This window comes from Quadrisphaera sp. GCM10027208 (assembly GCF_042658805.1).
Taxonomy (GTDB): domain Bacteria; phylum Actinomycetota; class Actinomycetes; order Actinomycetales; family SCSIO-59966; genus SCSIO-59966.
This window is the reverse complement of sequence record NZ_JBHSRC010000002.1, coordinates 219,082-232,354: the sequence shown is the minus strand read 5'-3', so window position 1 is coordinate 232,354 and position 13,273 is coordinate 219,082. Positions and strand designations below refer to the sequence as shown.

The window sequence follows — 13,273 nt, the reverse complement described above, 5'->3', positions numbered from 1 at the left end:
GATCCACGCGGCTTCGGGGAGGGCGAGGATCTTCGGTGCACGTGGGTGGTGAAGCGTTCGGGGTTGACGGCCCTGGCGGCGGCCAGGACGTTGGCGCGGTCCTCGGCGATGGCGGCGGCGAGGCCGTAGTGGACGGCTCATCGTCACCGACGACGACACCATCCACAGCGAACCTGGCGTGCCGTTCAAAGTGTTCCTCAACCCGGACGTCCAGACCCTCGCCCTCCGCCACCAACGACGGAAGGCGGAGTCTGAACTCAAACCGGTGATGTCGCTGGTTTGAACAACGACCTTCTGGTGGAGCTGAGGGGACTCGAACCCCTAACCCCCTCGATGCGACCGAGGTGCGCTACCAATTGCGCTACAGCCCCAAGGCGACGGACAGCCTAGCACCCGGGCGCGGCCGTGCTCAGCCGGCGGCGGCCCGCCGGCGCTCGAGCACGGCGTCGAGGTCCCAGGTCGCAGCGACCGGTTGGTGCCGGGGCTGGGGCGTGGGCTGCGGGGCGGGCTCCACCGCGGGCCGGGTCTGCTCCGGCACGTCCACGGTGACGGCCCGGCGGGGGGCGGCGGGCTTGAGCGTGTAGGTCGGCGGTGGGACGGGAACCGGCGTCCAGGTGCCGGGACGCTGCTCCGGCCGAGGGGACGGCTGCGCCGCCGCCGGCAGCTGTGGGGCCGGCGCCTGCGAGCCCTGCCGGAGCGGGCCCGCCACGGGGACCGGGAAGGGCGCGGCCGGCGACGACGTCCGGGCCACGAGCGGAACGGGAGACGACGTCCGGGCTCGACGCCGGGCCAGCGCCCGCAGGCGGAGCCCGACGACGACGGCGACGAGCGAGGCCAGCGGGACCGCGGGCAGCCAGAACGGGAGCACCCCGGCCGCCGAGGCCACGACGGTCACCGGGACGGCGAGAACGAGCGCCGCGAGGGCGGCCATGACGACGACGGCGAGGGCGCGACGGGTCGGAGGGCCCGGACGGCGCGGGTCCCGGCTCGGAGAAGACACCGGACGGGCAGGTCCGGCGGCCGCTGAGGGCGGGGCGGGTTCGCTCGGACGACGGGGGTGGACGTAGGTGCGCCCCGCCGGGTGCGGCTCGCCGCGGCGACGGTCGAGCACCCGCATGGCGACCGAGAACCGGTCGCGGACCCGGGACCCGCCGAGCGTGGCTCGGTGACGCACCACACCGGGCAGCAGGACCAGACCCCACAGCGCGACGATGACCACGAAGATGAGGCTGCTGTCCACGATGTCCCACCGTAGGTGCGTTGAGCCATCGCGTCCGGGACGCCGATCGCGTGTCGCTGCCCAGGTGGCACCACGTCAAGCCCGCACGACGTGGCCGAGGGGTGCCGCGGCACCACGTCAAGCCCGCACGACGTGGGATGGGGATGGGCGGGGCGAGGAGTCAGGTGGGCCGGCGCAGGCGAGCGCGCAGGCCGTCGGGGACCTCCTCGGCGGTGACCGCGAACGAGCGGTGGTCGCGCCAGGCGCCGTCGATGTGCAGGTACCGGCGGCGCAGTCCCTCCTCGCGCAGCCCGAGCTTGGCCACGACCCGCAGGCTCGCCGCGTTCTCCGGGCGGATGTTCACCTCGAGGCGGTGCAGCCCGACGGTGCCGAAGCAGTGGTCGGCCACCATCGCGACCGCCAGCGGGGCGATCCCCAGGCCGGCGACCGCCCGGTCCACCCAGTACCCGACGTGGCCGGACCGCAGTGAGCCCCACAGGATCCCGCCGACGGTGACCTGCCCGGCGAGGCGGCCGCGGTACTCGATGGCGAGCGGGATGCTGCGCCCGCTGCGTCCCTGCCGGGCCAGCTCACGGCGCAGCTGGGCAAAGCTGGGCTGCTGCGCCGCCTCGGCCAACGGGCTGGTGGCCTCCCAGGGGTCGAGCCACGCGGCGTTGTCGGCGCGCAGCCGGCGCCAGGCCCGGCCGTCCCGGCGGGTCAGGGGCCGCAGCACGACGTCGGAGTCGGTGAGCGTCACCCGCCAGCCGGTGGTCACCGGCATCAGCCGCCGGACGCCGGCGGGTGGTCCCCACCGTGCACCTGGTCGACGGCGTGCGGCAGCACGTCCCGCAGGACGGCGATCCCGTCCCGGCAGCCGCCGGGCGACCCGGGCAGGTTGACGACGACGGTGCGTCCAGCGACACCGGCCAGCCCCCGGGAGAGCACCGCGGTGGGCACCCCGGCGTCCCGTCCCCGGGCGCGGATCGCCTCCGCGAGTCCGGGCAGCTCGCGGTCCAGCACGGGGCGGGTGACCTCCGGGGTGACGTCGCCGGGGGCGATCCCCGTCCCACCGGTGGTCAGCACGACGTCGTACCCCTGCGCCACGGCCGACCGCAGCGCGACGGCCACCTCCTCGCCGTCCGGGACGACGACGGGGCCGTCGACCGCGAACCCCATCTCGGCCAGCCCGTCGACGAGCACGGGGCCGCCGCGGTCGGCGTACACGCCGGCCGCGGCGCGGTTGGAGGAGGTGATGACGAGGGCGCGTCGCCCCTGCAGCCGGGGCGTCACTCGGCGGTCCAGTCCCCGGAGCGGCCGCCGCTCTTGGCGACCACCCGCACGTCGGTGATCCGGGTCTGCCGGTCGAGCGCCTTGACCATGTCGACGAGCGCGAGACCGGCGACGGCGACGCAGGTCAGCGCCTCCATCTCCACCCCGGTGCGGTCGGCCGTCCGCACGGTGGCGGTGACGTCGACGCCGTCGTCAGCGACCTCGAGGTCGACGGTGACGGCGTGCACGGCGACCGGGTGCGCCAGCGGGACCAGGTCCGGCGTCCGCTTGGCGGCCTGGATGCCGGCCAGCCGGGCGACGGCGAGCGCGTCCCCCTTCGGCACGCCGTCCCCGCGCAGCGCGGCGACGACCTGCGGCGAGCACAGCACCCGCCCCCGCGCGGTGGCCTCACGCACGGTGACGTCCTTGGCGGACACGTCCACCATCCGGGCGTGCCCGGCGGCGTCCACGTGGGTCAACCGGCCGGTCATCGCCGCCCCCGCTCGAGGACCAGGCAACGCACCGTGTCACCGGGCACGACCCGGGTGGTGTCCTCGGGGACGACGGCGAGCGCGTTGGCGACGGCGAGGTCGGCGACGAGGTGCGAGCCGTGCCCGCCGACGGGTCGGCAGACCGAGCGGCCCTGCTCGTCGGTGGTGAGCTCGACCCGGACGAACTGCCGTTTGCCGGCCACCGACGTCCACCCCTCGGTGACGGTGGCCGTCACCGAGGGACGGTGCAGCTGGGTCTCGCCCATCATCTTGCGCAGCACCGGCCGCACGAACACCTCGAAGGACACGTAGGAGCTCACCGGGTTGCCGGGCAGGGTGAAGATCGGGGTGGCGTCGGGTCCGAGAGTGCCGAAGCCCTGCGGCATCCCGGGCTGCATCGCGACCCGGGAGAAGGTGACGGTCCCCAGCTGGGAGAGCACCTCCTTGACCGTGTCGTAGGCGCCCATGCTGACCCCGCCGGTGGTGATCAGCAGGTCGGCGCGCCCGAGGTGGTCCTCGAGGGTGGACATGAGTACCCGCGGGTCGTCCCGGACGATCCCGCCGTGCACGGCCGCGGCGCCGGCGTCCAGCGCCGCGGCGGTCAGCGCGTAGCCGTTCGACTCGTGGATCTGACCGAAGCCGAGCGGACGACCCGGCTCGACGAGCTCGCTGCCGGTGGACAGCACGACGACCCGGGGGCGCGGCCGCACCCGGACCCGGTCGTGCCCGGCGGCGGCCAGCAGCCCGAGGTGGCGGGCGGCGAGCCGGGTACCGGCGGTCAGCAGCACCTCGCCGGGGGTGACGTCCTCCCCGGCCCGGCGGATGTTCTGGTCCGGTCGGGGTGCCCGGGTGATCCTCACCTGGGCGATGCCGCCGTCGGTCCACTCCACCGGGACGACGGCGCCGGTGCGCGGGGGCACCGGCGCGCCGGTCATGATCCGGACGGCGGACCCGGGGGTGAGCGGGAACGCCTCGGCCGCCCCGGCGGCCAGGTCGGCGACCACCGGCAGGACGACCGGAGAGTCCTCGCTGGCCTCGGCGACGTCCGGCAGGTGCACGGCGTAGCCGTCCATCGCCGAGTTGTCGAAGGCGGGCAGCGTCGCCGTCGAGACGACGTCCTCGGCCAGCACGCAGTCGAGGGCGTCGAGCAGGGCCACGTCGATCGGGTCGAGCGGGCGGACCGCGGACAGTGCGCGGTCGAGATGGTCCTCAACGGGGATCATCGGGGGTCTCCCTCTGCGCGGAAGCCGGCGGCGACGTAGTCGGCCAGCCACGCCCGCAGCCCGGGACCGAGGTCCTCGCGCTCGCAGGCCAGGCGGACGACGGCCTTGAGGTAGTCGAGCCGGTCGCCGGTGTCGTAGCGGCGACCGCGGAACACCACACCCCGGACGCCGCCGCCCTCGCCCTCGCGGCGGGCGAGGGTCTGCAGGGCGTCGGTGAGCTGGATCTCCCCGCCGCGCCCCGGTGGGGTCTGCTCCAGGACGTCGAAGACGTCCGGGTGCAGCACGTACCGGCCGATGATGGCCAGGTTGCTCGGCGCGTCGGCCGGGTCCGGCTTCTCCACCATGCCGCCGACCCGGACGACGTCGTCGTCCGGCGCGGTGTCGTCGGGCAGCAGCTCGGCGCAGCCGTAGAGGTTGACCTGGTCCTCGGGGACCTCCATGAGCGCGACGACGCTGCCGCCGTACGTGGCCTGCACCTCGAGCATCCGGGTCAGCAGCGGGTCGCGGGAGTCGATGAGGTCGTCGCCGAGCAGAACGGCGAACGGCTGGCGACCGACGTGGTGGCGGGCGCACAGCACGGCGTGACCGAGGCCCTTCGGGTCGCCCTGGCGGACGTAGTGGACGTCGGCGAGGTCGGAGGACGCCTGGACCTGCTCCAGCCGGGACTCGTCACCCTTGGCGGCCAGGACCTCCTCGAGCTCCCAGGCCTTGTCGAAGTGGTCCTCCAGGGGGCGCTTGTTGCGTCCGGTGACCATGAGGACGTCGGTCAGGCCGGCCGCCACGGCCTCCTCGACGACGTACTGGATCGCGGGCTTGTCGACGACGGGGAGCATCTCCTTCGGCGTCGCCTTGGTCGCCGGCAGGAACCGGGTGCCCAGGCCGGCGGCGGGGATGACCGCCTTGCGGACTCGGGGCGGGGAGGTCGTCGGGTCGGTCATGTCGGCAGGCTATCGACGTCGACCGACGCCCACCCGTCCCGCCCGGCCGCCTTGGCGGCGGCGAGCCCCTCGCCGGCCCGGCGCAGCAGGTCCTGCGCGGTGCCGGCGTGCTCGGGCAGCGTGGCCACGCCGACGGACACCGTGACCCGGACCGGCTCGGCCACCCCGGCGTCGCACAGCGGCTCTCGGCGCACCGCCTCGACGACGCGCCGGGCGACCTCCGTGGCGCCGGCGGCGGCGGTCTCGGGGAGCAGCACGACGAACTCCTCGCCGCCATAGCGGGCGACGGTGTCGACCTCGCGGACCAGGCCGCGCAGCCGATCGGCGAGGGCGCGCAGCACCCGGTCGCCGACCGCGTGGCCCCACGTGTCGTTGACGGTCTTGAAGTGGTCGAGGTCGACCGTGAGCACGGACAGCGGACGGCCGAAGCGGGTGGCCCGCTCGACCTCCCGGGTCAGGGTGTCGGTGAGCGAGCGCGCGTTCGCCAACCCGGTGAGCGGGTCGGTGACGGACATCCGCGCGGTCTCCTCGTGCACGATGACGTTGTGCACGGCGGTCCCGGCCGGGCGGACCAGCGAGCGGGCGGCGGCCAGCTGGTCCTCCTCCAGCCGGCGGCGACCGGCCAGGACGATGACACCGAGGACGACGCACCCCTCCCCGGGAGCGGCCTCGTGCAGCAGCGGCAGCGCGACGACGCTCGTGCCCGGCGCGGAGCGGTCGGTGACCTCGGCCGCCGCGGCAACGGCGCGGGCGGCCACCTCTCGCAGCCGGTCCCGGGTCTGCGGGCTGTGCACCTCCAGGTCGACGACGGCACGCTCGACCAGCCGGACGCCGCCGGCGGGCGCGCCGCCGACGGGCACCGCCGGCTCGGTGACGTAGACGACGCAGGTGTCGGCGCCGGCCTCGGTGGCGGCCGCCTCGGCGACGGTCTGCAGCAGCCCGCCGAGGTCGTGGGTGCGCGCCAGCGCCTCCCCGAACCGCTCGAGGGTCTCGGCGAGCGCGGCGCGACCCTCGTCGGCGTCGGCCAGCGAGCGCTCGAGGGCGTCGGCCATCGCGTTGACGGCGGCCCCGAGCCGGCCCACCTCGTCGTGCCCGCGCACGGTGCTGCGGGTGGACAGGTCGCCGTGCCCGAGCCGGTCCACGGTGGCGGTGAGCTCCTCGAGCGGCGCGGTGAGCCGTCGGGCGACGAGCCAGGTCCCGGCGAGGGCGAGCGCGGCGGCCAGCAGGAGCAGCACCGGCACGGCGCGGGAGAGGAACGACGCGCGCGGCGCCTCCACCGCGACGACGGTGCCGCCGACCGCCGGGGCACCGGCCGCGACCGCCCAGCGCAGGTCGTCGGTCGACCCGACCCGGAGGCCGGACGCCGGGGGGTCAGGCACGGACGCCGCGAGCCGGTCGAGCTGCAGGCCGGTGCTGCCGAGGCCGGCGACGTCCGCGGCGACGACCCGGCCGTCGGCGACCAGGACGAGCCCGGCCGGTAGTCCGAGCCGCCCGCGCAGCTGCTGCACTGCCTCGTCGTCGACGGTGACCGCGGCCACGGCCCACCCGACGAGCCGGCCCTGGCCGTCGCGGACCGGCACCGTCTCCACCTGCCGGTCCGCGGGGGTGCTGCCCTGGGAGCAGGAGGCGCCGCGCAGACCGGCCAGGTCGGCGTCCCCGGTGGCGGCCAGGACGGTGCCGTCGGCGTCGAGCAGGCCGGCGGAGACCCCCTCGAGCGAGCCCACCGCCGCCTGCGCCGCCGACGGCGGGACGTCGTCGCCGGCGGCGAGCCGCGGGGCGGCGTCCAGGGCCAGCGAGCGGGCGGCCAGCCCGAGCGTGGTGCACTGGCGGGTCAGGGTCGCGGTCGCCGCTCGGGCCGTCGCCTCGAGCCGCTCGGTGGAGGCGTCCGCCGCCACGCGGGGGACCAGGACACCGACGACGACGCCGGCGGCGGCCAGCGGGAGGAGCACGGTGACGGTGAGCACCACCGCCAGCCGGACGCGCAGCGACACGGCGCTCCTCCCTCGCTCCTGGGGCAGGATCCGCATCGTAGGCGGGAGGACGGGCGTGGACACGAAGGCGGCACTGCGGGCGCAGGTGCGTCACCGGCGGGCGGCCCGCCCGGACGACGAGCGGGACCGGGCGGCCGAGCGGCTCGCTGCCGTGGTCACGGCGGTGCCGGCGGTGCGCGCCGCCCGCCGGGTGGCCTGCTACCGCTCGCGGCCGGCCGAGCCCGGCACCGGGCCGCTGCTGCGGGCACTGCACGCCGCCGGTGCCGTCGTCCTGCTGCCGGTCGTCACCGGGCCCGGGCGGCCGCTGGACTGGGCGGTGGACGACGGCGCCGACGTCCCCGGACCTCTCGGGCTGAGCCAGCCGGCCGGTCCGCGGCTGGGGCCGCGGGCCGTGGCCGGGTGCGACGTGCTCGTCGTCCCGGCCCTGGCCGTGGACCGCTCCGGCGCCCGGCTGGGGCAGGGCGGCGGCTACTACGACCGCACGCTGGCCCGGTTGGGACCAGGCCGCCCACCGGTCGTCGCGCTCGTCCACGACGACGAGCTGCTGGCCGCCGGCGAGGTGCCGGCCGGTCCGCACGACGTCCCGGTGGACGCCGCGGCGACGCCGTCCGGCTGGGTACCGCTCGCCGGCTGGGCCGCGCGGGCTACGGCCCGCCGTCCCGGGGCCGCAGGGTGAGCTCGTGCTCGGCCGCGGCGCGCACAGCGTCCGGGCTGAACGCCCAGGGGAGCTGCTCGCCGTCCGCCCACAGGTCGAGCTGGTCGGTGTAGTGGCCGGACCAGGGGTGCCCGCTGACACCGGTGAGGTCGATCCACGTCGAGCGGTCGAGGTCACCCAGGTCGACCACCATCCGCATCGAGGGCACCCAGGTCACGCGGTAGTCCTCGGCGGAGGCGTCCCAGCCGGTGGCGTTGACGATGGAGCTGCCACCGCCGAGCTGGACGGGATCAGGGTTGAAGAGGTCGCGGACCGGGCCGGGGACGGCCGACCCGCCGAGCGGGTTGTGCTGCAGCTGCAGCGTGTGCAGCCGGCCCCACTGCCACTCCTCGGGGTCCTTGCCGAGCCGGGCGGTCAGCTCGGCACGGGCGGCGTGCAGGGACTGCTCGATGATCGTGTCCCGGTTCTCCAGGATGGTCGGGGTGGTCTGGTCGTCCCACCAGGTGCTGTCCCGCTCCTGCAGAAGGGCGCCGACGACCTCGAACCAGCGGTCGCCGCCGTCGGGCCGGACGCCGCCGGGCAGCTCGTCGGCGAACGTGCGCTCGAGGAGCTGGCGCCAGACAGCGTTGAAGTAGGCGGCCGCGGCGGAGTCGGCGTCCTGGGAGTAGTCCCAGTCCCGCAGCAGGTCGACCGCCTCGCGGGTGAAGTTGCGCTGCTCGACGCTCATCGAGTCGCTGACCGGCAGCGTGGCGGCGAGCAGCGCGGGCACCAGGACCGGCGCGAAGCCGTTCCGGGTGTCCAGCTGCAGGGCCTGCATGTCGGTGACGCCGAGGCGGCGTCCGGAGCCGATCGCCTCCTCGATCGCCGCACGGATCCGCTGGGAGCGGTAGCCGTAGGCCCAGTCGTCGGTGAGGTGGTACGGGTACTCGGGGCCGACGACGGCCTGGTTGGCCGTGACGATGAAGCCCTCAGGCGGGTTGAGCACCGAGGGCAGCTCGTCGAAGGGGATGTAGCCGGTCCAGTCCCACGAGCTGTCCCAGCCGGGGCGCGGCCACGTGCCGTCGGCCTTGCCGAGCTCGCTGCCGGAGGGCCGGATCGGGATCCGCCCGGGCGCCTGGTAGCCGATGTTGCCCTCGGTGTCGGCGTACACGAGGTTCTGCGACGGCACCTCGAAGAGCTCTGCGGCGGCGCGGAACTCCTCCCAGGTGGTCGCGGCGTTGAGGGCGAACACCGCCTGGGCGGTGCGACCGGGCTCCAGCGCGGTCCACTGCAGCGCCACCTCGAAACCGGTGCCCTGCACCGGGGAGTCCTCCGGCAGCGGGGCACGGGTGCCGAGCGCCGCGACGTCCTGCAGGACGTCGGAGATGATCGGGCCGTGCCCGGTCGAGCGCACCTCGAGCTCGACGTCGTCCGCACCCGCCACCTTGATGACCTCGGTGCGGGTCTGCACGGGCAGCTGCTGGCCGTCTCGCAGGTAGGTGTCACCGGCCACCCGCTCCAGCCAGAAGTCGGTGACGTCGGGGCCGAGGTTGGTGAAGCCCCAGGCGATCTCGGCGGTGTGCCCGATGATCACACCGGGCAGGCCGGAGAACGAGTAGCCCGAGACGTCGAACGGGCACTGCTCGTCGACCTGGGTGCAGTGCAGGCCGACCTGGTACCAGGTGCTCGGCACACTCGGCCCCAGGTGCGGGTCGTTCGCCAGCAGCGGGGCGCCGGTCTCGGTGTGCTCACCGGAGACGACCCACGAGTTCGAGCCGATGCCGTCGCCGGTGCCGACCAGCGCCGGGACGGCGTCCAGGGCCTCGGAGGCGGCCTGCAGGGCCGGCTGGGCGGCGGCGAGCGCGGCGGCCTGGGCGGCGGCCGTGTCCGCCCGGGCCGCCGGACCGGTGGCCGCGGCGTCGTCGTCGGCATCGTCGTCGTCGGCATCGTCGTCGGCGACACCGGCGTCCGGCAGGATCGGGGCGTGCCGGTCGGTCGGGTACGGCGGCCACAGCTCCTCGACCCTGGCGACGTCCCCGATCGCTCCGAAGGCGAGAGCCCGGCCCATCTCGTCGTCGTAGTTGCCGCGCAGGTCCCAGGCCATCGCCTTGAGCCAGGCCAGGGAGTCCACGACGTCCCACTCCTCGACGCGGGGCAGGTCGACCTGGGCGCCGAGCACCGTGTACTCGACCGACAGCTCACTGGGCGACCGGTCGCGCAGGTAGGCGTTCACGCCGTCCGCGTAGGCCTGCAGGTAGCGGCGGGAGTCCGGGTCGAGCAGCGCCTCCTCCTGCTCGGCGACGTGCCGCCAGCCGAGCGTGCGGATCACCCGGTCGGCGGCGAGCGCGTCCGGGTTGGCGCCGACGAGCTCGGACAGCCGCCCGGCGGTGATGTGCCGTCGCAGGTCCATCTCGAAGAACCGGTCCTGCGCGTGCACGTAGCCCTGCCCGGCGAAGAGGTCCTCGGCGGTGTCGGCGTAGACGTGCGGGACGCCGTTGGCGTCCCGCAGCACGGTCACCTCGCGGTCGAGGCCGCTGACGTCGGCCTCCCCCGACCACGACGGCAGCGGCCGGCGCACCATGACGACCACGGTGACGAGGGAGACGACGAGGACGACGGCGAGCACGGCGGCGACGACGACGCCGACGGTGCGCAGGGAGCGAGCACGGGCCACGCCGCGAGAGTAGCCACCGCGGCCGACCGTCCCGGGGCGGACGCGCGGCGGAGGGCGGCGGGGGCACGGCGGACGGGTAGCGGACGCGTGGCGGACCGGTGGCGGACGCGGCACCTTCGGCGCAGGCGCTAGACTTGGCACTCTCGCCCTTGGAGTGCCAGATGCGGGGGCGCCGTCCTGCCAGGAGGTCCATCGTGCCGACCTACGCGTACGCGTGCACCGACTGCGAGCACCGGTTCGAGGTGCGCCAGTCGTTCTCCGACCCCGCGCTCACCGAGTGCCCCGAGTGCGCGGGCACCGTGCGCAAGCTGTTCAACACCGTGGGCATCGTGTTCAAGGGCTCCGGGTTCTACGCGACCGACTCGCGCGCCGACCGGACCTCCACTGGTGGCGGCGGCTCCCGGAACGGCTCCTCGAACGGGAACGGCTCCTCGGCTGAGGCGAAGTCCGGGTCGGGGGCATCGTCGTCCGGGGCGTCGTCGTCGTCCGGGGCCTCGTCGTCCGGGGCGTCGTCGTCCGGCTCGGCCGCCTGACCACCCCCGGCGGCCCACCGCTCGTCCCACCGCTCTCCACAACCGGCGCGGCCCGTCCCCGCGTCGTCCACAGCGCGGGTGGGCGCGCCCTTGGGCGGTCCTGCCGCGGCGCTACCGTCCGGGTCCATGACGGAACCTCGCGCGGACGTCGGCGTCATCGGCGGCTCCGGCTTCTACTCCTTTCTCGACGACGCCCGCCCCGTCGAGGTGACGACCCCGTTCGGTGAGCCCGCCGAGCAGCCGGTCGTGGGCACCCTCGCGGGCCGGGCGGTGGCGTTCCTGCCCCGGCACGGCCGGGACCACCGGCTGCCGCCGCACCTCGTCAACTACCGGGCGAACCTGTGGGCGCTGCGCGCGGTCGGGGTCCGCCAGGTCCTCGCGCCGAGCGCCGTCGGGTCGCTGCGCCCGGAGCTCGGTCCGGGGACCGTCGTCGTCCCGGACCAGGTCGTGGACCGCACCCACGGCCGGGCGGCCACGATCTACGACGCCCCGGGCACCGTCGTGCACGCCCCGATGGCGGACCCGTACTGCCCGGTCGGACGGCGCGCCGTGCTCGACGCCGGCGCCCACGACCAGGAGACGGGGCCGCAGCCGCCGCTGGACGTCGTGGACGGCGGCACCCTCGTCGTCGTCAACGGTCCACGGTTCTCCACCCGAGCGGAGTCCCGCTGGCACGCGGCGGCGGGGTGGTCGGTCGTCGGTATGACCGGGATGCCCGAGGCGGCCGTCGCCCGCGAGCTCGCGATGTGCTTCACCACCGTCTCCCTCGTCACGGACCTGGACGCCGGCGTCGAGCAGGGCGAGGGCGTCACCCACGCCGAGGTGCTCGAGGTGTTCGGGCGCAACGTCGAACGGCTCAAGCACCTCGTCGCCGCGGCGATCGCCCGGCTGCCCGGCCCGGAGGCCGACTGCACCTGCCGGCACGCGCTGGACGGCCAGCCGCTCCCCTTCGACCTGCCCTGACAGCGCGGTGCGTGCCCTGCGCGTCGCGCTGCGCCGTCCCCGGGGGCGTCGGCTGCCGCCTCGTCGCACCGCCCGCGCCCGGCGGCTCGTCGCCGGGCTCCTGCTGGCCGCCGCGGTCGCGGTCGGTGTCGATGCGCTGGCACCGTCCGCGGACCCGGGCGAACCGGTGGCCGCGACGACCCGGGACCTGCCCGCCGGGCACGTGCTCGCCGCCGCCGACGTGACCACCGTCCGGCTGCCGGCGGCCGCGGTGCCGACCGGGGCGCTGGCGCCCGGCCGGGCGCAGGGCGCCCGGCTCAGCGCCGCCGTGCGTGCCGGCGAGGTGCTCACCGACGCACGGGTACGTGCCCCGGGGCTGCTCACCGGTGCCCCGCCCGGCAGCTGGGCGGTGCCGGTGCGGGTCGAGGGCGAGGCCCTCGCCCTGGTCTCCCCCGGTGACCCGGTCGCCGTGCTGGCCGGGGCCGACCTCACCGCACCGGAGGCCCACGGTGAGGTGATCGTCGAGGACGCGACGGTGCTGCACGTCCCGGTGGCGGACAGCGGCCTGCTGGGGGCGGAGGACACCGGCCGCACCGTCGTCCTGGCCCTGGACCGCGCGGAGGCGACACGGGTGGCCGCCACTGCGGGACGACGTCCGCTGCTGCTCGCCGTGCTCCCCTAGCGTGAGCACCGGCGCCACCGACCGCGGTGGTCCGTCACCAGGGTCACCAGGAAGGAGCGGTCATGCTCAAGGGTTTCAAGGACTTCCTGCTGCGCGGCAACGTCGTCGACCTCGCCGTCGCGGTCGTCGTCGGGGCCTCCTTCGGCGCCGTCGTCAGCGCATTCGCCGACGACTTCATCGGCGGACTGATCGCGGCGCTCGGCGGCGTCCCGGACGTCAGCGACGTGGGCTGGGGCCCGGTCGTCATCGGCACGACGATCACCGCCCTGATCAACTTCGTGATCGTCGCGGCGGTGGTCTACTTCGCGGTCGTCGTCCCGGTGAACCGGCTCATGGAGCGCCGGCGGCGCGGCGAGGAGCCCGAGGTCCAGGCGCCGCCGGAGGACGTCCTGCTGCTCCGGGAGATCCGGGACCTGCTGCGCGCGCGCCAGGGCGACGCACCCTGACCTCTCATCAGTGCGTCACCAGTGCGGCGGCCGCTCCCGCAGGATCCGGTCGTCGTCCTCGGGGTCGGGGGGCTCACCCCAACCCTCGTCCCGGTCGTCGTCGGCACGCTCCGGCAACACCGGCTCGTCGCCCTCGCCGCCCCCACCCCCACCCCCCTCCTCGGTGATCATGCAATCCCGCCACCCTCCGCCTGCCCGCCCTCGGTGATCAGCCGACATCCCCTCGTCGTG

Annotated in this window: 14 protein-coding genes, 1 tRNA gene and 1 pseudogene; 5 read left to right on the top strand and 11 right to left on the bottom strand. The window is 75.6% G+C overall.

All coding sequences use genetic code 11. The features are described from left to right. Nucleotides 1-295 precede the first annotated feature (295 nt). From ACFP6A_RS04150 to ACFP6A_RS04115, 8 genes are all read right to left on the bottom strand, one after another. Nucleotides 296-371, bottom strand: a tRNA-Ala gene (locus tag ACFP6A_RS04150). A gap of 38 nt (nucleotides 372-409) precedes the next feature. Further along, nucleotides 410-1,240, bottom strand: coding sequence for a hypothetical protein (locus tag ACFP6A_RS04145; RefSeq protein WP_379601775.1), 831 nt, complete (start codon nucleotides 1,238-1,240; stop codon nucleotides 410-412). A 160-nt stretch (nucleotides 1,241-1,400) separates the two neighbouring features. Beyond that, nucleotides 1,401-1,994 carry a GNAT family N-acetyltransferase gene (locus tag ACFP6A_RS04140; RefSeq protein ID WP_379601773.1) on the bottom strand — a complete coding sequence of 198 codons (594 nt, stop codon included), beginning with the start codon at nucleotides 1,992-1,994 and terminating at the stop codon, nucleotides 1,401-1,403. Between the two features lie 5 nt (nucleotides 1,995-1,999). Further along, the gene (locus ACFP6A_RS04135) at nucleotides 2,000-2,509 is read right to left on the bottom strand and encodes a molybdenum cofactor biosynthesis protein B (RefSeq protein WP_379601772.1); all 510 of its coding nucleotides are present in this window, start codon (nucleotides 2,507-2,509) and stop codon (nucleotides 2,000-2,002) included. Then, nucleotides 2,506-2,979 (bottom strand): cyclic pyranopterin monophosphate synthase MoaC, encoded by a 474-nt coding sequence (gene moaC, locus ACFP6A_RS04130; RefSeq protein WP_379601770.1) that lies wholly within the window; start codon nucleotides 2,977-2,979, stop codon nucleotides 2,506-2,508. The genes ACFP6A_RS04135 and moaC overlap by 4 nt, the downstream gene beginning before the upstream one ends. Then, nucleotides 2,976-4,202 (bottom strand): gephyrin-like molybdotransferase Glp, encoded by a 1,227-nt coding sequence (gene glp, locus ACFP6A_RS04125; protein ID WP_379601768.1) that lies wholly within the window; start codon nucleotides 4,200-4,202, stop codon nucleotides 2,976-2,978. Before glp ends, moaC begins: the two co-directional genes overlap by 4 nt. After that, a complete protein-coding gene (galU, locus tag ACFP6A_RS04120; protein WP_379601767.1) occupies nucleotides 4,199-5,140 on the bottom strand; it encodes a UTP--glucose-1-phosphate uridylyltransferase GalU in 942 nt (313 codons plus the stop codon). The genes glp and galU overlap by 4 nt, the downstream gene beginning before the upstream one ends. Continuing rightward, a complete protein-coding gene (locus tag ACFP6A_RS04115; protein ID WP_379601766.1) occupies nucleotides 5,137-7,131 on the bottom strand; it encodes a diguanylate cyclase in 1,995 nt (664 codons plus the stop codon). The genes galU and ACFP6A_RS04115 overlap by 4 nt, the downstream gene beginning before the upstream one ends. Nucleotides 7,132-7,186: 55 nt before the next feature. On the opposite strand from ACFP6A_RS04115, the gene ACFP6A_RS04110 reads away from it, so the two are divergent. Beyond that, nucleotides 7,187-7,807, top strand: coding sequence for a 5-formyltetrahydrofolate cyclo-ligase (locus ACFP6A_RS04110; RefSeq protein WP_379601764.1), 621 nt, complete (start codon nucleotides 7,187-7,189; stop codon nucleotides 7,805-7,807). Here ACFP6A_RS04110 and ACFP6A_RS04105 read toward each other — a convergent pair. Then, nucleotides 7,776-10,439: a penicillin acylase family protein gene (locus ACFP6A_RS04105; RefSeq protein WP_379601763.1), complete on the bottom strand. Its 2,664-nt coding sequence runs from the start codon at nucleotides 10,437-10,439 to the stop codon at nucleotides 7,776-7,778. The genes ACFP6A_RS04110 and ACFP6A_RS04105 overlap by 32 nt on opposite strands. A gap of 161 nt (nucleotides 10,440-10,600) precedes the next feature. On the opposite strand from ACFP6A_RS04105, the pseudogene ACFP6A_RS04100 reads away from it, so the two are divergent. Next, a pseudogene (locus ACFP6A_RS04100) lies at nucleotides 10,601-10,774 on the top strand (FmdB family zinc ribbon protein); the annotation flags it as partial. A gap of 14 nt (nucleotides 10,775-10,788) precedes the next feature. Here the strand turns inward: ACFP6A_RS04100 and ACFP6A_RS04095 are convergent. Next, nucleotides 10,789-11,100: a hypothetical protein gene (locus ACFP6A_RS04095; protein WP_379602183.1), complete on the bottom strand. Its 312-nt coding sequence runs from the start codon at nucleotides 11,098-11,100 to the stop codon at nucleotides 10,789-10,791. Between ACFP6A_RS04095 and ACFP6A_RS04090 the strand changes: the two genes are divergently transcribed. The 3 genes from ACFP6A_RS04090 to mscL all read left to right on the top strand — a co-directional run bounded on the left by ACFP6A_RS04090 (nucleotide 11,099) and on the right by mscL (nucleotide 13,042). Further along, a complete protein-coding gene (locus ACFP6A_RS04090; protein WP_379601761.1) occupies nucleotides 11,099-11,935 on the top strand; it encodes an S-methyl-5'-thioadenosine phosphorylase in 837 nt (278 codons plus the stop codon). The genes ACFP6A_RS04095 and ACFP6A_RS04090 overlap by 2 nt on opposite strands. A 7-nt stretch (nucleotides 11,936-11,942) precedes the next feature. Then, on the top strand, nucleotides 11,943-12,596 hold the full coding sequence (locus ACFP6A_RS04085) for an SAF domain-containing protein (RefSeq protein WP_379601760.1): 654 nt from the start codon (nucleotides 11,943-11,945) through the stop codon (nucleotides 12,594-12,596). 62 nt (nucleotides 12,597-12,658) lie between these two features. Further along, on the top strand, nucleotides 12,659-13,042 hold the full coding sequence (mscL, locus tag ACFP6A_RS04080) for a large conductance mechanosensitive channel protein MscL (protein ID WP_379601758.1): 384 nt from the start codon (nucleotides 12,659-12,661) through the stop codon (nucleotides 13,040-13,042). A 15-nt stretch (nucleotides 13,043-13,057) separates the two neighbouring features. Here the strand turns inward: mscL and ACFP6A_RS04075 are convergent, their stop codons facing one another. Further along, nucleotides 13,058-13,213, bottom strand: a complete 156-nt coding sequence (locus ACFP6A_RS04075) for a hypothetical protein (RefSeq protein ID WP_379601756.1) — start codon at nucleotides 13,211-13,213, stop codon at nucleotides 13,058-13,060. Between the last annotated feature and the right edge of the window lie 60 nt (nucleotides 13,214-13,273).